Source organism: Ruegeria sp. HKCCD6647-2, assembly GCF_057221075.1.
This window is the reverse complement of the sequence record NZ_JBWVBD010000002.1, coordinates 1-19,596: the sequence shown is the minus strand read 5'-3', so window position 1 is coordinate 19,596 and position 19,596 is coordinate 1. Positions and strand designations below refer to the sequence as shown.

The window sequence follows — 19,596 nt, the reverse complement described above, 5'->3', positions numbered from 1 at the left end:
TCATCCTCCATTGCGGCGAGAGGGCAAGGATGGATGAAACCGCTACCCTTCCCTCCGCCGGTTCTAGCCGGTTCAGGTTCAACGGGTTCGCCAAAGGCATCTCAGCACGGCAAGCCGCGCACCCCGAGGTGTTGTTGTGCCTAGGCGGGATCGGACGAAAAGACAACCGGTTTCATAGCAATTCTGGCTTTGTCACTGAATTTCGGAAGACAGGCATGGCATACCCTGTAAGTGTCAGCCGTTTTGCTTCAAGTCGGCAAGAATCGCCTGAATTAATGCCGGTTTGAAGGGTGGGGGGCGCAGGTCTGCCGAGTGTTTGGGAAGAATGGCTGCATAGCCATAAGGCAAAGACAAACCCAGTAATGCGGATTGCGGAAGACACTCCGCACCGCGCTCTGCATCAATGAGCATTTTCGGTACGAGAGCTATACCCGTACCCCGGGACGCAAGTGCAAAGGCAACGGCTGCGCCTCCGATCCGCAGGCCTTTGCGGATGTCCGGTGTTCTTGCGAGCCCCGCGGCACGGAACCAAGCGGCCCATGTCGGGTATGACGCATATTGTTCACCCCAATCGGTATGGATCAGCAGGTTGTCAGGAACTTCGGCAAGATTTCCGTTCGAAAAAAATCGCTTGCGAAACTGTTGGCTGCAATAGGGATAGACGGTATCGGTGAAAAGGGGTTCGGTTGTGTGTTGGGGATACAGATGGCTTTCAGCAGTGATCCGGATGTCGGTTTGGGTGCTTGTCAAATCCACCGGGTCACCTTCGATGCGCAATTCTATCCCTATGTCTGGATGAGAAGATCGAAATCTGGATACTGCAGGAGCGACCCATTTTTCTGCCAAAGATTGAATAGTGCTGATGATGATCCGAGAGCGCGCTTCGTTTTCCAGGAGTTGATCTGTGATGGCTGAGATGCTCATCAGCGCGTCGCCGATCGTTGGATAGCAGGATCGCCCTGCATCTGTAAGCAACAGGCTGTTGTTGGTCCGATGAAACAGCTTTTTCCCAAGGAATTCTTCGGCCTTTTTGACCTGCATGCTCACTGCGGCAGGCGACACTCCCAGTTCAGCCGCGGCCGCGGTGAACCCGCCAAGTCGGACGGTTGCCTCAAATGCTTTGAGTGTGTTCAGCGGGGGAAGTCGCATGGGCGGCGTTCGTTTTGCATCAGGAATTCTTAGGCAAGCGTCACATTTTTTGATCTGGAACGCCAGCATGCATTCTTCAAGATGACAAAAAGCACGGGATCTACGCATGACAAAAATTGAAATCGAATACCTGGGTCAGCCCGAAGTCGATCAGGTGGCACTCAGCAATGATGACATTCTGAACGCGATCGAGCAGGGATTGATCGCGGCGGGGCAGGGTAAGACGGTCATAGAGCCGCGCATGCATCTGACGCCTGACCCCGCGTTCAACGGGCATTTCAACGTGCTGCGTGGCTATGTGGAGCCGCTGGGCTATGCCGGGGTGAAAATTGTTGGCGACTATGTCGACAATTACAAGCAGGGCTTGCCGTCGGAACTGGCCCTGCTGAACCTGTTCTGTCCCAGAACCGGCGCCCCGCGTGCAGTGATTGATGCCGCTGGTATCACCGATATGCGGACAGGTGCTCTGACCGCCCTTGGCGCCAAATGGTTGGGTCCCCGAAACCCTCGAATACTGGGGCATGTCGGCGCGCGTGGCACGTCCTACTGGAATGTCAGGTTGTTGGATCATCTGTTCGACTTTGAAGAAATCCGGGTGCACTCGCGACGTCAGGAAAGCCGTGATGCCTTCGGTGACAGACTCAGCGGCGATCTGGGCAAAAAGGTGATTGTCGCCGAAGACTGGCAGAGCTGCCTGAATGGGGCAGACATCCTGATCGAAGCAACGCGCCTAAACGAACCAACGCCAATGTTTGACCGGTCTTGGGTCAAAAAAGGCGCAATTGTGGTGCCTTACGGCACGATGAGCGCCCTGCCGCTGAACTTTACTGAGGGGTTCGACAAGTTTGTCATGGACGATCTGGGCCAGATGCGCGCGGGTCATCTGGGCGCGCTGCGTCCGCACATAGACGCCGGCCTTGTAAGCGAAAACACGTTTTACGCCGAAATCGGCGAAATTGCAGCGGGTTTGAAACCGGGCCGGGAATCCGACGACGAGACCATTTTGTTCTGGCACCGTGGCATGTCGACCGGGGACATTGCTCTGGGAGCCCGGATTCTGGAGCGGGCCCGAGAGCTCGGTATCGTTCAGAAGCTTCTCTACCGGAATGCCTGAGATGGGTTCACTCAGGCTAGACGGAGCGTCATTGACCGTTGAAGCGCTCGGCGAGGCGGCACGGCAATCTCGGCCAGTTTCGCTTGATCCCGCAGGGCTGGCGGCAATGGCCAAGTCACATGCGCTGGTGGCACGCGCCATCCAGGAACGGATACCAGTGTATGGGGTCACAACGGGATTGGGCGCCCGGGCCACCGAAGTGCTGTCGGCGGACGCGCTGTCCGAATTCTCGGTTCAGACGTTACGCGGGCGGGCTCAGGCGATCGGCCCCCAAGCTGTGCCAGACACCGTCAGGGCGGGGCTGATTGTGCGGGTAAACACGATGCTGACAGGTCATAGTGCAGCCCGACCCGAGGTTGCGAAGCACATTGCGGAGTGCCTGAATGCAGGCTTGACGCCTGTCGTCGGGGACATCGGATCAATTGGTGCGGCCGATCTGGTTATCAATGCAACTGTCGGATTGTCGTTAATCGGCGAAGGGAAGATGCGAGCCCCTGACGGAACCGTTGGCCCCAGCATCGAGGTTATGCGCGCACACGGAATTGAGCCGTTGAAATTGGCGCCGCGCGACGGGCTGGCGCTGGCAAACCATGCCTGTGCCGTTGCCGGGGCCGCGGCACTTGCGGTGGCGGAAACAGCCTGTGCGTTCGAGGCGGCACAATCTGCCGCGGCGCTTTCAATGGAAGGGTTTCGCGCGAATGCCGGGCCGCTGGAGCCACGGGTGCTTCGTATCAAGCCACATCCCGGCCAATTGAAAGCCGCCGAAGGGTTGCGCAAACGATTGACCGGTGGAGCTTTGTTTGATCCGGGGCAGGCGCGGCGTTTGCAGGATCCTTTGTCGTTTCGAAACGTGGCTCAGATCCACGGCACGACTCGCGCAGCCCTCGACAGTGCGATCGAGTTCCTGACGATTGAAATCAACAGTTCCAGCGACAACCCGGTAGCTTTTGTTGACAACGATGAGATGATTTCTTGCGGGGCTTACTTCACGTCTGAAATCACCAGTGTCATGGAATCGCTTTCCCGATCAATTGTTCCGTTAGCGATGGCGCAGTTGGCACGGGTTTCGAAGCTATTGAACCCTGAATTCAGCGCGCTGCCCGGCTTTCTGGCAAAACCAGACAGCGCGTCCAATGGCTTCGCTCCTGTTATGAAAGTGGCCGAAGCGCTGTTGTCAGAGCTCGCGCACGCGGCTCAATCCGTGCCGATCTGGCCCAGCTTGAATGCCAACGGTGTAGAGGATTGCTTTCCCGGCTCACCAGCATCCGTTAAGGCGTTGAACAGAGTGGTCGGGTACTTGCGTCACCTGACTGCAATCGAACTGTTGGCAGCCTGCCAAGCCGTAGAACTGCGCGGATGCCGGCAATCGTTGGGAAACGTACTGGCCCGAACTTGCGACGACATTCGCGAGGTTTCGCCCCCTCTCGTCGAAGACCGTCCGTTGGGCGCCGACATTGAATCGCTCGCTGCTGGTATCGCTCGCAATCGGTTTGCCGGAATTCATAGCTGATGGATGGGTTGCGCTGAAGATACGCGCAGGGCGGTAGATCGGGCATACCTGAATACGACAATTTCGCATTGAACAGACGGCAAACACCCGGACGCCGAAGATATCCCCGGTTGTGCTACACTGCGCTCAAAATGATCGGAGACTCATCATGCCCCATATCGAGGTGAACGGAGCGCGCATCCATTTCGAAGATACCCAGGGAAATGGCGAGCCCATAGTTTTTTCCCATGGTCTTCTCTTCAGTGGTGCAATGTTCGAAGCGCAAGTCGCGCATCTCAGGGATCGGTGCCGGTGTATTACGTTTGACCACAGAGGGCAGGGGCAAAGCGGAATCACCGAAGAGGGTTATGACATTGATACCCTGTCCAGGGATGCCGCTGCTCTGATCAGGGAATTGGATGCAGCTCCATGTCACTTTGTTGGTTTGAGTATGGGGGGATTTGTTGGGATGAGATTGGCGGCACGTGAGCCGGAACTGATCCGGACCCTGACGTTGCTTGAGACTTCTGCGCAACCTGAAGATCCCCAAAATGCACCAAAGTACCGCATGCTTAATTTTGTGGCACGCTGGATTGGCCTATGGGCGGTGATCAATCGGGTCATGCCGATCATGTTCGGAAAGAGTTTTTTGAATGATCCCAAACGCGACAATGAAAGGAAACGTTGGGCGCGGGCCATCACCAGCAATGATCGAATTGGTATCACGCGCGCGGTCAAGGGGGTGATCGACAGGGATGGCTGCGCGGATCTGCTCCACAAAATTGCAATACCAGTCGGTATCGGTGTCGGAGATGAAGACGTTGCGACGGTTTCGGAAAAATCCGAACACATGCATCAGGCGATCCGTGGATCGGAACTGGTCGTGTTCAGGGGTGCAGGGCATTCGTCATCGATCGAAACGCCGAATCAGGTGAACGCGCTAATAGAACGCACGATTGAGCGTGCGGATGTTGCCTTCGCCGAAAGTGGCTCGTAGCCCCGTATGACAGCCAAGAACAAATGGGTGCGATCTTCTAACGCTATTCTCAAAAGTCAAATTATGGCTTTGTGCACGTCATATCTTGATAATTCCACAGCTTCATGTCGGGCTGCTTTTGCCGTGGCAGTCGGGTCCCGCTAATCTTCATCAAACTTTCGTTGTTATCTGGCCGTGTTGCTTCAACTCAGAACGCCGACAATCCTGCGTTCGTGTTCAACAGGAATTGACGAAAAATTGGGCTACTTGCCGCTCCAATACCTCTGGCGTTTTCGCCGACCGCCCCGGCCTCGACCCTCGGAGGGATCAGCCCGCGTTTGTCCTGATTCAACAAATATCGCCGAACGCGCGCCACCAGTTCTTCGCGGACATCCGTCGGGAAGGCACCGTCGACAAAAATGGCCTCGAAATCAATGACCGCACAAATGGATAGGGCAGCTTTGGCAAGTTCCTGCGCCGTCGTGCCGATCCACGGGTCAACGTAGCGGGAAATACTGCTCCAGTCCTGCGGCTTTTTCCAGAGAATGGATGGATCGACCCCCGCTTCAACCAAACGGTCTTCAAGCAAGTGCAGCGACGCGACATCGATAAGTTGCTGGCTTTCACCCAATGGACCTGTGGTGCGCATCGCCCCCAATGCGCCGGCGTTGCCCTGATTTCCTTCGAAAACCGTGCCGTTAAGCGCAACGCCACCACCAATCATCGAACCAATGAAGAAATAGAAGTAGTCGCGATACTCGCCCCCGCGCCCGTACAGATGCTCGGCATGGCAGGCCGCTGTTGCGTCGTTCACTACAAACACTGGAAGATCGCTGAATTTGGCAACTTCCGAGAAGAAATTCACGTCTTTCCATGTCCGGAACTTCTCGGCCGCGATGCCTGTCAGGTCATGCCACTTCCAGAGTTCAAACGGAGTTCCGATCCCGATACCGCAAACGCGCCGGCGCAGTCTGTCCGGCTCATCAGCAAGTAGTTTTTCCAGCCCTTCTTCCAAAAATCCGAACACAGTTTCGGGGAATGGATAGTCATAAGAAATGGAAAACTGTCGGCGAGGATTGCCGGCAAAATCTATCAATACAAGATCGGCACTTCGCCGGCCGATCTTCATTCCCACCGACAGGATGCCTTCCGGGTTGAGTTCCATTGGTATCGATGGTTTTCCGACTTTTCCGCGGATCGGCGTACCACGTCTTAGGATTTCGTCCTTTTCAAGCTTTCTGAGAATGATGGAAACGGTCTGCGGGGACAGTCCTGTAAGGCGCGCGACATCCGCGCCCGCAGTTGGGCCATGCCTTTGTAAAACCGTGAGAATCAGGCGCTCATTGTGGTCGCGAACACCGCTTTGGTTCACCCCGCCCGTTAGTTTTGCCAGCATCTCTTTTTCCATGAGACCGACCATAGACACCTCCTATCCCTTTGGAAAGATGACATCTCCAATTAATAAATCAAGTTTATTTATTTATTGACAGGCGCGACAGAATCGCCTTTGCTATAGTCAGACCCGTATTGGAGGACAAATGCGGGCAGGTGCCGGAAAACCGGCACGACCAAAGATATTACCCGGGAGGAAACCATGAAGAATATTCTTTATATTGCAGCATCAGCAGCAGCCCTGACCATCGGGGCAACATCTGCGCAGGCCGCTGGTGAAACCGTCTGCTTGATCACGAAAACTGATACCAACCCTTTCTTTGTAAAAATGAAGGAAGGCGCGACGGCAAAAGCTGAAGAGCTGGGAATGACGCTGAAAGCATTCGCCGGTAAGATCGATGGCGACCACGAAACGCAGGTTCAGGCCATTGAAACCTGTATTCTCGACGGCGCGAAGGGCATCCTGCTGACGGCGTCCGATACGGGGTCCATTGTTCCGGCAGTCCAGCAAGCTCGGGATGCGGGTCTTTTGGTTATCGCGCTGGACACGCCGCTCAGCCCAATCGATGCCGCCGATGCAACGTTTGCCACGGACAACTACAAAGCCGGTTTGCTGATCGGGCAATGGGCGAAGGCCAAGATGGGCGACGCCGCAGCGGATGCAAAAATCGCAACGCTTGATCTGAACGTCAGCCAACCGACCGTTGATGTTCTGCGCAACCAAGGGTTCCTGGAGGGCTTTGGCGTGGATCTTGCCGACCCCAATGTCATCGGTGACGAAACCGATGCGAGACTGGTTGGCAGCGATGTCACAGACGGTAATGAAGAAGGTGGGCGGCGCGCCATGGAAAACCTTCTGGCCAAGGATCCGACAATTAACGTTGTTCACACGATCAACGAACCCGCTGCCGCAGGTGCGTACGAGGCCCTGAAATCCATCGGTCGTGAGAACGACGTATTGATCGTGTCGGTTGATGGCGGCTGCCCCGGCGTTCAAAACGTCGAAGCCGGCGTCATTGGTGCGACAAGCCAGCAATACCCGCTTTTGATGGCGGCGCTTGGTGTAGAGGCGGTGAAGAAATGGGCCGATGAAGGCGTTAAGCCTGAAAACACTCCCGGAAAAGACTTCTTCGATACCGGAGTTGCACTGATAACCGATCAACCCGTCGATGGAGTGGACTCGATTTCGGTCGCGGAGGGATTGGAACTCTGCTGGGGCTGATGCCTTACCTCTTGTGTGAGGCGCGTTTACGCGCCTCACCAATCCAATCGCAAGAAAACCGAAACTTCCTGTAAACTGACGTCGTTGGCAGCGAACACCGCCGCGAAAGGGAGGAGAAATGTCTGAAGCTAACCAAGGTGCCCAAGAGTTCGAAACTGCGGCCAACCGAAAAGAAACAGTTGCAGAGTTCGAGAGCCATCGAACTGGCTTTGTCGGGAAGTTGCAGCATATTCTTCACGTTAATCCTTCCTTTGTGCCTTTGATCGTTCTGGTCGGTGCGATTATTATTTTCGGCCTGCTTCTGGGCTCAAAATTCTTCTCGCCCTTCGCAATGACCTTGATCCTTCAGCAGGTTCAGATCGTCGGCATTGTCGCGGCCGCGCAAAGCCTTGTCATCCTGACCGCGGGTATCGACCTGAGCGTCGGCGCTATCATGGTCTTCTCATCTGTCATTATGGGTCAGTTCTCTTTCCGCTATGGCATTCCCGTACCGATTGCGGTTCTGTGTGGGCTTGCCATTGGCACTGCGATTGGGGCGATAAACGGATGGCTCGTCAGCCGCGTGAAACTGCCCCCATTTATCGTCACACTCGGGATGTGGCAGATCGTTCTGGCCACTAACTTCCTGTATTCCGCAAACGAAACCATCCGCAGCCAGGACATTGAAGCGAACGCGCCGTTCCTGCAATTCTTCGGAACCAAATTTGAAATCGGCGGGGCGACCCTCACCATCGGAGTGGTATTCATGCTGGTGCTGATCTCTGTGCTGGCCTACGCGCTAAGACATACGGCATGGGGGCGTCACGTCTATGCCGTCGGTGATGACCCAGAGGCGGCCGAACTGTCAGGTGTCAACGTCCACAAAACGCTGATGTCGGTTTACATGCTTTCTGGATTGATTTGCGCCTTTGCCGGCTGGGCCCTCATCGGCCGGATTGGCTCGGTCTCTCCCACCTCTGGCCAGCTGGCCAATATCGAAAGCATCACTGCTGTGGTGATAGGGGGTATTTCGCTGTTCGGTGGGCGCGGATCAATCCTAGGCTCATTGTTCGGAGCCCTGATCGTCGGGGTGTTTACGCTGGGGCTAAGGCTTCTGGGCGCGGATGCGCAGTGGACCTTCCTGCTTATCGGACTTCTCATCATTACCGCCGTTGCGGTTGACCAGTGGATCAGAAAGGTATCGGGCTGATGTCAGACAATACACCTGTCGTACAGGGCCGCGGACTTGTGAAGCGTTATGGCCACGTGACCGCGATCGACCATTCAGACTTTGAACTGCGTCAAGGTGAAATCCTGGCAGTTATCGGCGACAACGGGGCTGGCAAATCGTCAATCGTCAAGGCGATTTGCGGGGCAACCATACCCGATGAAGGCGAAATCCTGATTGAAGGCAAGCAGGTCAATTTTACCTCTCCGATCGATGCGAGAAACATGGGGATCGAGATTGTTTATCAGCAGCTTGCCATGTCTCCGGCGCTGTCGATTGCCGACAATATGTTCATGGGGCGCGAGATCCGCAAAAGCGGTTTCATGGGAAAGTACCTGCGTCAACTGGATCGACCCGCTATGGAGAAATTCGCACGCGACAAGCTGACCGAGCTGGGGTTGATGACCGTGCAGTCAATCAACCAGGCCGTCGAGACCCTGTCCGGCGGCCAGCGTCAGGGTGTTGCCGTGGCCCGTGCTGCCGCCTTTGCATCCAAGTTCATCATCATGGACGAACCGACGGCTGCGCTTGGCGTCAAAGAAAGCCGCAAGGTTCTGGAACTTATTCAGGATGTCAGGGCGCGTGGCATTCCGATCATACTGATCAGTCACAACATGCCTCACGTTTTTGAAGTCGCCGACCGTATTCACGTGCACCGGCTGGGCAAACGGCTCTGCACCATCGATCCCAAGGACTACACAATGTCCGATGCGGTTGCATTCATGACCGGCGCGAAAGAACCGCCAAGTGAGGACGCAGCTTGATCGATCATGACACAATACGTGTCTGCGACCTTATCAAGGACAGAAAGCAGGACGGGACCAGGACAATCGTCGCGATTGCAGGACCGCCTGCTTCCGGCAAGTCCACATTGGCCGATGCTGTGGTGCGTTCATTGAATTCGGAATTTAATGAAACAACTCCTGTGGCCGCGCTTCTGCCAATGGACGGATACCATTTGGACAATCAGCTACTGGAATCACGTGGACTACTACCTCGGAAAGGCGCTCCGGAGACTTTCGATGCCGTCGGGTTCGTGGAAGCGATGCAGCGTCTGGCAACGGCCAGACAGGAGACGTTTCACCCAAGGTTTGACCGGCACCTGGATCTCTCAATTGCGAATGCAATCGCAATTCACCCCGACACCCCGGTTGTCGTTGTCGAGGGCAACTACCTGTTGCTGAACGCTGAGCCGTGGAATTCCATGCAGGACCTGTTCGATGTCCGCGTGTTTGTTCGCCCGCCAAAGAAGGCGCTTAGGGATCGTTTGATTCAAAGATGGATCAACCACGGTCTGGACGCCGAAACCGCCCTGAACAGGACGCTAAAGAACGACCTTCCCAATGCAGAGCTCGTTCTCGATTGCAGTGACGAGGCCGACCTTCTCTTGACTCAAGGCTATGACGAGCCTGATTTTCAGGACGGTTTTTGAGCCTGCGTTGATTTCCCTGGCTTTTGGGGGTGAAGGCTGCCAGGCAGCGCAGGCGCGACCTTGGGCAGTATCACATTTTTCACTGGGCGCAATTTGCCCAAAAGCGACGTGTTGATCAGCATTTTTTACTACTCAACAAAAGCGTCACAACTGGATGTCGGCTTTTCACTACCCAGATACTGGATCCGTCGCCCTTTGTCGAAAGTAGGTTTGCTCAAGGAGCAGGCTAATTCCAAACTCAGCCCATCCCAAATTCTGGTAAGGCCTTCTTCGCTGGTTGTCGCGAACGAATGCCCGTTGGGGGCAAGCGCAATTCGCCAGCTCGGAGCTGTGTGAACTTTCTGAACCGGTATAAGCCGTCTGTTTGCGGCAGTATCCCACCAATGCAATTCTCCCGCTCGGTCAATTGCGACCAAAGTTGCCTGATCATCCAAAAACGCAATATCCGTGGCGCCGCCCTTGTGGCCTCCGTAAGACGCCAGTTCTGCGCCGCTTTCCAAATCCCAGATTTTGACCACTTCATCGCTTGATGCAGACGCAATCCGGGAGTTGTCGGCAGAAAACGCCACGCTCCAGAGCGTGTTGTCGTCTGCATCAATCACTTTTTCCAACTGAAGATCGGGAATCGTCCATATATAGATTTTCCCGTCGGAAGAAGCCGCAGCAATCCGCGATTGATCTGGTGAGACGGCCGCCCGATTAAATGACACACCAGTTGGTCCAAAAGTCTGGACGACATTTGTGTCTGCAGTGTCAATCCGATGGATCCCGTCCTCGGTGGCCGCAAAAAATACAGATGAGGAAGTTGGCGCAATACTCCAAATGGGTGTCTGTCCCAGGCTGAGCTGGTCTTTCACTTGCGCGACAGTTGTATCCCAAATTCGGATGTTACCATCCCGATCACCGGTCACGAGACTGCGACCGTCTTGCGAAAACGCCACGGCCCACACCTGATTTCGGTGACCCCGTAACAGCATGGGCTTCATGGTCGAGCCCACATCCCAAATCCAGACGTTACCTTCGCCGTCGCCAACGGCAATCGACTTGCCATTCGGACTGTATGCCACCCCAAGCGCCTTTACGTCGTCTTCGAATGCCAGGGTCTCGCCATAGCTTGGTTCGGTTGCGATTTGCCACAGGCGAACTTGCTGATCACGACCAAGGGTTGCCAATACGGATACACGGTCGGCTACGCCGATATCTAGGATGCTCTGGCTGTGCGCCTGCACGACATCTCCGACAGGCGAAAGGTTTGAGGCTTCCATGAGAAGAGTTCCGTCAGACCTGGCACCTATCAGTACGTTGTCAGGGCCGGCAAATGCGGCCGCTACAACGGTTCCTGCATTGGGAAAGCGATCGACAATTGGGGCGCCTGAGGGGAAGCCAATTGTCGTGACCTTTCCATTCGTATGAGACACTGCAAAGGAATCGCCGTCCATGCTGAAAGACAGGTGATCCGGATCAGGGCCCAGTGGGCCACCTGGAATTGGCGGGAATGCCGGTTTCGCATCTTTGTCCACCCATCCAAAAATGGCACCGTCGACATTTCCGGCAACCAAGCCTTCCAAAACCGGAGAGAATGCCACCCTTTTGAACCCAAGCGGCATTTTCGCCAGGGGGGCTCCTAGCTGCATTCCATTCGTCACGTCCCACAGGCGCACCGTTCCATCGCCGGTTGCGGATGCAACACGTTTTCCTGTCGCGTCGAATGCCACGCCAAAGGCCACGTCATCGCCGGAAAACAAAGTGGTTATCGGGCTGTACCGAGACAACTCTGTATTCCACAGCCGGACATCGCCATCGGTCGCCGCAGAAACCAGCAAGTTTCCATCAGGTGAGAAGGCGATATCCCTTATTCCGCCGGTATGACCGACCAATTCGGCCAAAACGCCTTCGTCAGACGTGGTGCTGTGGATTACAATTCGGCCATCGCGCAATCCAACTGCGACTCTGAGACCCGCGGCATCAATTTCCATTGTCTGCGCATCTCCGACTGTCAGCGGACTGCCCAATGGGATCAGACCGGCCTCGTTCAATCGATTTCGCGCCATCAGCATCGCGGTGCGGGCTTCTGATGTTGAGCCGGCAGAGTTGGCGCGGGTAATGGCTTCGGCGCTCAGGGAAAGGGCAAGCAACGGATCTGATTGGGATAATCCATTTGCCGCCGCCCCAAGTGCCCGCGCAAATCTCTCGTTGGCTTCAGCCGTCGCGGCTACAGCAATCATCCGATTGCGCTCAGCAAGGTTGGAGGCACGAATGGCAAGAACCGAAGCAACCGTCGCACCCACGGCCAGGATGCCCAATGCGCTTGCCGCGACCTGATAGAGGCGGCGCCGCCGCCGCTTGTTCCGTTCGGATGCCTTTTGAGCCTTATCGCGTGCTTCCCGTGCCTCTCCGAGGAACTCACGCTCAAGCCCGCCGAGTACGTTCTCGTTGTCCTCTGACCATTCTTCTGCTGCCAATAACCTTGTTCCCCGATACAACAAGTCAGGCTCGCGGTTTTCGCTTTCCCATTCTGCGGCATCATGCTGGATGCGTTGGCGCATTCGCAGATCGTCGCGGCTGTCTTCGATCCAGGAATTCAGTCTTGGCCATGTTCGCAGCAGGGCCTCATGTGCGATTTGAACGGTTTTTTCGTCCAGCGTTAACAGCCGTGCATCCGTCAAAGCTTCGACAACGCGTCGTGTTGTATCCGGATCGGTGTCCCGTTCGACCTCATCAATTGGAAGTAGTCTTCGCGTATCCGGCGTACCTTCTCCGGGCGTCACCAAGCGCAAGAACAACCGTTGCGTCGCCTCTTGTTGCTTTTCGTCAAAACTGTTGGAAAAAAGCGTTTCCGCGGTCTGGCTGATTGCACCCGCCACGCCGCCGGCCTGTCGGTATCCATCCAGTGACATGACCGCGCCTTTGCGCCGGCTCCAGGTTTCATACAAAGAATGGGCCACCAGAGGCAGTGAACCAGCTTCGCGACCAGCATCGTCAACTATGGCATCGATAAGCGATCTGTCCATGTGAAGACCAGCCGCCCGCGCGGGTTCGCTGATGGCGCGACGAAGCTCGGGTCGTGTCATCGGCCCGACCAACAGCTGGTTTTCCGAAATCCGATCAGCAAGCCAGGGAATCTCGGCGCAGGACGCATAAAAGTCTGCGCGGATCGTGATCACAATGCGAACGCGACTGTCTGCAGGATCAGTCATTGCAGACAACGCCTCGATGAAATTGATCCTGCGTTCCCGAGTGACCAGAGTAAACAGTTCTTCAAACTGGTCGATACAGATCAGCAATTCTCCGTCATTGGCAGTGGCGAGACGGCGCGCTGCGCTGGGGTATGCGATAAAGTCGTTCAGTGAAATCTGGGCGGTCAGATGTGAGTTGTCTCCGATAAGCTGAAAATACAAATCAGTCAGCGGATCCCGGCCAGGGGTAAACACACAGGTGCGCCAGCACTCGCTTCCGGGTATCGCGTTCGCTGCAATCGCAGGGAGCAACCCAGCGCGAAGAACCGAAGACTTTCCGCTGCCGGAGGAGCCGCCCAAAACCAGAATGCGGCTCTGTTGAAGCCGATGTAAGAGTTCTTCAACCAGATCTTCCCGGCCGAAGAAAAAGTTCGCGTCTTCGGGCTGAAAAGCCGCCAGTCCTTTGTAGGGGCATTCCACCTTGCTGGCCGATATCTGGGTTACAGCCTCGGACGCTGCCTCTCGCCGGTCGCGGTCCAGCGCATCGTTCATTGCACTGCGCCAGGACACCATTTCCTGAAACCGCGCATCTGGATCCATTGCCATTCCGTGCTCTATGCACTCCCGCCACATTTCCGGCAGCCCCGTCAGAAATTCCGAGACACGGTAGAACGGCGGCGGGGCCTTGCCCGTCAACACATGCCACATTAACGCTGTGGCCGAGTAAATGTCGGTCATCGGAGTAACGGGATGCCCGTTCTCGGCTTGTTCCGGAGCCTGATAAAGCGGTGTTCCGGCCATCATGGTCGCCCCGGTCACACCAATCGCCAGATCTTTCGCGATCCCAAGGTCAGCCAGAAAAACTCTTTCATCCGGTTCAACCAATGCGCCAAACGACGCCGTGGATTCTTCGTCCTTTTTGCCTTTGATGCGCTGCAAAAGAACGTTTGCGGGTTTGACGTCCCGATGCACGACGTTTGCCTCGTGGACAGCGGCCAAACCATCTGCCAGCGCGTCAATCAAAACGTCGAGCCCTTCCCGCTTCGCCAACGCCGTCGGCTCCAGACGCTTCAGGCGTTCGGCCAACGTGCCGCGGTCCGCGTAATCCATGACGAAATAGGGCCGCCCATCTTCCAGGCGACCCACATCGTGAACGGAAACAACGCGTGGTGATCGAATACGACGCAGCAGCCGCGCTTCCTCAAGAAAATGCGTGATGACCTTGTCATTTGCAGCAAGGTTTGCGTGCAAGATTTTCAGCGTTACGGGAACTTCCAGTTCTTCATCCCGCGCAAGCACCACAGCAGCAAAGCCGCCACTCGCAATTTCCCTCTCTACGGCATAACGACCTATAAACGCAGGGAAACTCATGACGCATCCGATACTTTAGAAATGCTCCTGCACATCCACGCAATGGTACTTGGTCGCATCCAGGATATTGTGATCCCGATCTGCGGCAGTGACGCACATGGTTGTGGCCCCGTCCCGTGCCGATGTCGATGCGGCCTCCTTCGTCACGTAAGAGGGATACTCGTCGTGCCGGTGCCATCGACCCTGCTCAACGTTGAATTCGCTCTGGGCATTCCTGCCAACCTGCTCAACTGCGTAGCTTTCCCCCCACCAGGCATGAAAATGGTTCTTTGATACGTCAGGCGTGAAGTTTGCTTCGTAAGTAATTGTAAGTTCGTCGCCATTTTTCTCGACCGAGACGATGCGCACTTCACATCCATCCACCGGGCAGGCATTGGGCATCGCCGATTGCGCGGCTGCTTCCGAACCGCAAATCAATGCGAGAACGCCAAGGACAAGACCGCCCAGACGCACTTGGTTTCCCGAAGAATTCAATGACATCTTTCCCTCCTGAAGTTAGTTGAAAACCGCACTTCGCGCTGATCCTACCACGAATTGCAGGTTCCTTTCTGAGACTTTCGCCACAGATCCCGAAAAACCAACAAAAGAAGGGAGCTATCGCCGAACGACCTCGAATTCCAACGGGCGCGCATCAGCGTGCAAAATAGGAAGTGCCGGCGAAATCAATCCACTGCCCGCCAACATGACAGCTTCGCGCTTCAATTGAATTTCCCGTGCATTATCAAATTGAACGTAAGTCCCGGACGAGCTGCGATCGGTCAGCATGAGCTTTCCACTTTTCATGCTCAGAACGGCATGTAGGCGCGAAATCCACGGCTGGGGTAAAACCACGTCGCATTGGTTGGACCTGCCGATTTTTAGCTCGTCGCCCTCTCGGCATCGCCATGAATGGTCGTCGTGATAGAGGATGAGGGCAAAGTTTTCGCTCTGTTCCCCCTGTTTGTCGCCGGGACCAAGTTGGGTGGGCAAATGCATTACCGTACTCAGATCGTCGGTCGGCACGACCAGCGAATAGACAGTTACAGGATCACTGACACCTTTCAGACGGAGCGGACCAATAGAGGTGAGCAATCGCCTGAGGTCCGGACACAAGTTGTGCACGACACTGTCGCTAACACAGGCCTCACCTGGATTGGCGGCCGCAGCCAATCGAGCCGTCAGATTCACGGTCTCGCCAAAAATGCCGTTCTCCGCGACGACAATCGGCCCATGATGCACGCCCGCATGAATGGACAACAATGAACCCGGCGGGTTGCAGATCATCTCTAAGGCCGAATTAACTGCGGCGTCAGGCTCAAGAAAATAGCACAGGACGTCGTCGCCTTTTTGCCCGACAGGAATTCCGCCAAAACTCAGTGCGACCTCGCGCAGGCGGTCGATCTCGGATTGTATCAGCTTTTGTGCCTGATCGTCCCCCATTGCTTCGTAAAACGGGGTGCTGTCCGAAATATCGGCGATTATCGTGGTGACGAGCTTGGATTCCACAGCTATTCGCAATCTGGTTGTCGGAAGAGGAATGACGAAAGCCACACCAGTTCAAAAACAGAGTAGGTCAGCGCTGATAATACAATCAACCGCCTCGTTGTCGGGATCAAAATCCGCAAGCGGAACAATCTTGATTTGTGGCCCAAAGCTAGTTGACACCGGTCGCGCCGAATTCATTTACGCACAGGAAGGCCATTGAACAACTGTCACTCTCGGTCGCATCGCGCGTTGCGGTTGGTCCTTGAAACGAAACTGCCCGACTGATTGTATTAGGCCAAACAGTGCAACAAGGCGGCAATGGGGCCATCACCAGAATTGTTGCGAAGACCAGACAGTTTGCCCTGGCGGCATTCACGCCCGGTGTACAATCACTCGCTCCACACACCAAATTGGCTGTTTCCGGTCTTTTGATGGACACTGGTCAAGTGATGACGTTGCGGGTTGCGAGCACCTCGAAAATCACACTTCTACAGACGCCGGAACAGTTCTTGGTGGCCTTCCGGGATGCCTGATCGTTGGGCACTGTGTTGGCGTAGTTGCCGTTCGGTGTAGAGTGGCGCCGACGCCCCAAACATCGGGCCAAACTGCAGTGCATCGCCTTGCCGATATAAACCAGGTGACCGGCCAAGCCGCCGTTGGATCTTTGCAACCTCGATACAATTCGCCAACGGAAACTGCCGATCCTGACACACTAATGGTGAAAGAAGCGGATTATGGATTTGTACCGCAGGCAGTCAGTTCGCCCGCGGGAAAGCAGCAAATTCGGCTTATTGCGCCTCCGTCATCGCCGCCCGCAAAAGCTGTGGTCGGTCGGACTGGGACGGCAAGAAGACAGCCTGGGATCCGGCGTCCAGCGCCGAAAGGCTCGCATCATACCACTGCATCGCAAGATCGCGGCGTTCCTGCACACCAAAGCCTTCACGCAGGTGGTGCCCGATCAACTCTCCGTAGGCAGGCTCGCCCATTGCGACCAACATCAGTGCAGAGCCCAGTGCGCTATCCATGTTGTCCTGACGGTATCCAATTGCCAGACAGACCTTGCTCGTTGCCGCCAGATCTTCTGGGCTAAGTCCGGTACCCAACGCAAACTCACGCATTTTGGATTCCGCTTCTGCCTGTGAACTCAGAGAAAGCGTATCGACTTGCGGCGCCAGCGATGCTCCAAAAGCGTCGCACTGGGTGGACACCTGGTCTGGCGTGAGCCCTTGTACGTCCGCCATAAGTTCCTCACCACGCGCCATCGCGTAGCTGCGGGCGAGGCAGAACTGTTCGCTTAGCGCAAAATTTGGATCGGACATGTTTGACAGAGTCGTGTACCCGCCATTGGTTGAGGTTTGCAGCATGACTGCACTACAGCGATTGGCAAGCGAAGGACCTGTTGTACCGCCAGAGAACAGGCTCGGCAGGCTATTCGCCGCTGTTTCGGTCGCGTTCGTCGCGGACGCGTCATCCTGAGGCGTAACAACCGGGGTGACCTGTGCCGGAGCCTGAGGAGCGACCGCAACAGCAGAACCGGTTTGGAGTTGTTGGCGGTACGCCATCAAAAGTGGCTGGCCCGATAGTTGAGTCGTGGCCTGTCCACCGCTTGTTGCCCAGTAATATGCTTGCATCAGAAAGTCGTACTGGTAGGGCTGAAAATCATAGCCATTCACAGGATAACCCATTGAAGCCTGGTAGCGTTCGATCGCTGATCGGGTGCCGCGGCCGACCTGGCCATCAACCCTTCCGGCATTGTAACCGAAATAGTTGAGCGCAGTCTGGGTCTGCGCACCATGTGTAGTCGACGGAATGCCCGACCGGGTGGTCCGGGTTGTAGACTGAGCCTTTTTCTTCTGCTGGTCCTTGCCAATTGCGTAACCCACGACCCCACCAACGACAGCGCCGCCGATAAAGTCGCCCGCATCGGCTCGTGCAATCTGAGGAGCGGCCGCGGCAAATGAAAACGTGAGTCCAAGCGTTGCTATTAAGCGAATAATCATAAGTTACCTCCACAACAATGCGTCCGTTTTAGTGAAGTATAGCATAGCCAACGGGCAGCGCGGGCATAGATACGATCGCGATCAGAGTCCTGGTCGGTTAGCGGCCGATTAGCAGAACTTCGCCAACTCTAGGCAATTGTTTGCGTAGTTCAGGACTTCCAACGCCGAGAAATGAGGAGCAGCTCGCATGTCTTGAGAATAACTGGAGGGATCGTCAGATTCTTATGCGGGATCGCCGAGCCTTTGGTGCCATCTCTTTGGGCACATGTGAGCCGACACTTTGCATTGCTGAGATGAATAGGAAGGAAGAGAACGGCCGCCCAGATCCAGATTCCCGGTTTGCCCTGAGTCGCATCAGTGGCTGATCGCAGCCTAAAAGCTGCCATTCAGATCAGGTAATCTACGCGATCCGATCAAAACTGCATCCCTGGCATACGTTGCAATGGCTAAGACGAAGCCCACATGATCCAACCCCGCGTCCCAAAAGACGATCAAAGGTTCAAATGCGTGCATTGTTGTAAGTGATTTGCGATCTACCGCGAAGACCTCTTTGCCCAACAGGATACCAAGGTGGCGCTAAAGGTCTCAGCAGGAAACGCGAGACAGGCATTGAAGCATAACAAGGCTCGAAAGTTTTGTCTGCAAATGAGTCTGACTAAGTGGGTAGCTTGTAAACGTGGACCATCTTCGGAGCGGCTACTCAGTTTATTCGGTTCTTTGCTGTAGTTACTATTGTGTTGATTGCAATTACCGCGCTTTTTGCCGAGGTTGTTTGGCTACGCGGAAGTCCACAATAAGGAGCTAGATGTGTCCCAAGCTTTGACGCTCGCGCCGATCCTAAAAACGCAAAGACTGATACTACGTGGCCCTCAAGAGAGTTATTTGCCTGATTTCACACGCTTCATGACAAGTTCGCCTCGAATGAAAGCGCAAGGAGAAACGGTCAGCGAGGACCAAGCTTGGTATAGCTTTTTGACTGGCATTGGCCATTGGCAATGGCATGGGTTCGGGTTCTTTATTTTGACGTTGCATGGGGAAACCACTCCAATTGGTCGCCTAGGATTACTCAAGCATTCCGGCTGGCCGCAGGTCGAGCTGGCCTGACATCTTTTTGATGGAGCGGAAGGCAATGGATATGCAACGGAATCCGCAAAGGTAGTTCGCAGCTGGGCCAACCGTCGTCACGGCCTTAATCGATTGGTCAGCTACATATACCATGAAAACCGTCGTTCTCAGGCCGTAGCAGAGCGGCTTGGAGCCCAGACAGATGGCCGCCGCGCTGATCACGATCCGGAAGCTGAGGTTTGGGTTCACCCAAAAATCAATTGACTGCTGTGCCGACCTTGCCGACATTCGCCGCGCCTGTAATCTGTTGGGCAAGATAAGGGATAACGCCACATAGCTGCCGTTCGCTGCATACGCGAATAGTCTACTGCAAGCGCAAAGCCATCCACAAGGAGGCCGGTAAGCGGACCTTCGCTGTATCCGCGAGAGCAACTCCTCCAATCTGGGAAAGCGGTCAATTACAATCGAGAGTGCAAGAACTGCGGTGCTGAATGCAGGACCAAGGTCAGCAAAGGTCAGAGAACGTCGCTTTGGGACAT

13 protein-coding genes, 1 pseudogene and 1 riboswitch are annotated in these 19,596 nt (G+C 55.3%); of the genes and pseudogenes, 8 read left to right on the top strand and 6 right to left on the bottom strand.

Features of this window, described 5'->3' with window-relative positions; all coding sequences use genetic code 11:
• Positions 1-32: 32 nt before the first annotated feature.
• A riboswitch (TPP riboswitch) is annotated at positions 33-136 on the bottom strand.
• A gap of 98 nt (positions 137-234) precedes the next feature.
• Positions 235-1,149 (bottom strand): LysR family transcriptional regulator, encoded by a 915-nt coding sequence (locus tag AC2TDJ_RS06145; RefSeq protein WP_480840287.1) that lies wholly within the window; start codon positions 1,147-1,149, stop codon positions 235-237.
• 106 nt (positions 1,150-1,255) lie between these two features.
• Between AC2TDJ_RS06145 and AC2TDJ_RS06140 the strand changes: the two genes are divergently transcribed.
• From AC2TDJ_RS06140 to AC2TDJ_RS06130, 3 genes are all read left to right on the top strand, one after another.
• Positions 1,256-2,263 carry an ornithine cyclodeaminase family protein gene (locus AC2TDJ_RS06140; protein WP_480840285.1) on the top strand — a complete coding sequence of 336 codons (1,008 nt, stop codon included), beginning with the start codon at positions 1,256-1,258 and terminating at the stop codon, positions 2,261-2,263.
• 31 nt (positions 2,264-2,294) lie between these two features.
• Positions 2,295-3,773 carry an aromatic amino acid lyase gene (locus AC2TDJ_RS06135; protein ID WP_480840283.1) on the top strand — a complete coding sequence of 493 codons (1,479 nt, stop codon included), beginning with the start codon at positions 2,295-2,297 and terminating at the stop codon, positions 3,771-3,773.
• A 148-nt stretch (positions 3,774-3,921) separates the two neighbouring features.
• Positions 3,922-4,749, top strand: coding sequence for an alpha/beta fold hydrolase (locus AC2TDJ_RS06130; RefSeq protein WP_480840281.1), 828 nt, complete (start codon positions 3,922-3,924; stop codon positions 4,747-4,749).
• A 187-nt stretch (positions 4,750-4,936) separates the two neighbouring features.
• Here the strand turns inward: AC2TDJ_RS06130 and AC2TDJ_RS06125 are convergent, their stop codons facing one another.
• The gene (locus tag AC2TDJ_RS06125) at positions 4,937-6,136 is read right to left on the bottom strand and encodes an ROK family transcriptional regulator (protein WP_480841417.1); all 1,200 of its coding nucleotides are present in this window, start codon (positions 6,134-6,136) and stop codon (positions 4,937-4,939) included.
• Positions 6,137-6,322: 186 nt separating this feature from the next.
• Here AC2TDJ_RS06125 and AC2TDJ_RS06120 point away from each other — a divergent pair, with 186 nt between their 5' ends.
• From AC2TDJ_RS06120 to AC2TDJ_RS06105, 4 genes are all read left to right on the top strand, one after another.
• On the top strand, positions 6,323-7,342 hold the full coding sequence (locus tag AC2TDJ_RS06120) for a substrate-binding domain-containing protein (RefSeq protein WP_480840279.1): 1,020 nt from the start codon (positions 6,323-6,325) through the stop codon (positions 7,340-7,342).
• A gap of 118 nt (positions 7,343-7,460) precedes the next feature.
• Complete coding sequence (locus AC2TDJ_RS06115; protein WP_480840277.1) at positions 7,461-8,531, top strand: ABC transporter permease; 1,071 nt, start codon at positions 7,461-7,463, stop codon at positions 8,529-8,531.
• Entirely contained in the window at positions 8,531-9,313 is a 783-nt protein-coding gene (locus tag AC2TDJ_RS06110) for an ATP-binding cassette domain-containing protein (RefSeq protein WP_480840275.1), read from the top strand. Before AC2TDJ_RS06115 ends, AC2TDJ_RS06110 begins: the two co-directional genes overlap by 1 nt.
• 179 nt (positions 9,314-9,492) lie before the next feature.
• On the top strand, positions 9,493-9,981 hold the full coding sequence (locus AC2TDJ_RS06105) for a nucleoside/nucleotide kinase family protein (protein WP_480840273.1): 489 nt from the start codon (positions 9,493-9,495) through the stop codon (positions 9,979-9,981).
• Positions 9,982-10,109: 128 nt separating this feature from the next.
• On the opposite strand, the gene AC2TDJ_RS06100 is transcribed toward AC2TDJ_RS06105, so the two are convergent.
• The 4 genes from AC2TDJ_RS06100 to AC2TDJ_RS06085 all read right to left on the bottom strand — a co-directional run bounded on the left by AC2TDJ_RS06100 (position 10,110) and on the right by AC2TDJ_RS06085 (position 17,992).
• Positions 10,110-14,528 (bottom strand): WD40 repeat domain-containing serine/threonine protein kinase, encoded by a 4,419-nt coding sequence (locus AC2TDJ_RS06100; protein ID WP_480840271.1) that lies wholly within the window; start codon positions 14,526-14,528, stop codon positions 10,110-10,112.
• A gap of 15 nt (positions 14,529-14,543) precedes the next feature.
• Entirely contained in the window at positions 14,544-15,008 is a 465-nt protein-coding gene (locus tag AC2TDJ_RS06095) for a hypothetical protein (protein WP_480840269.1), read from the bottom strand.
• Between the two features lie 114 nt (positions 15,009-15,122).
• On the bottom strand, positions 15,123-16,013 hold the full coding sequence (locus AC2TDJ_RS06090; protein WP_480840267.1) for an adenylate/guanylate cyclase domain-containing protein: 891 nt from the start codon (positions 16,011-16,013) through the stop codon (positions 15,123-15,125).
• Between the two features lie 767 nt (positions 16,014-16,780).
• Positions 16,781-17,992 (bottom strand): peptidoglycan-binding domain-containing protein, encoded by a 1,212-nt coding sequence (locus AC2TDJ_RS06085; protein WP_480840265.1) that lies wholly within the window; start codon positions 17,990-17,992, stop codon positions 16,781-16,783.
• An 807-nt stretch (positions 17,993-18,799) separates the two neighbouring features.
• Here AC2TDJ_RS06085 and AC2TDJ_RS06080 point away from each other — a divergent pair.
• Positions 18,800-19,321, top strand: a pseudogene (locus AC2TDJ_RS06080) (GNAT family N-acetyltransferase).
• The last annotated feature ends 275 nt before the right edge of the window (positions 19,322-19,596 follow it).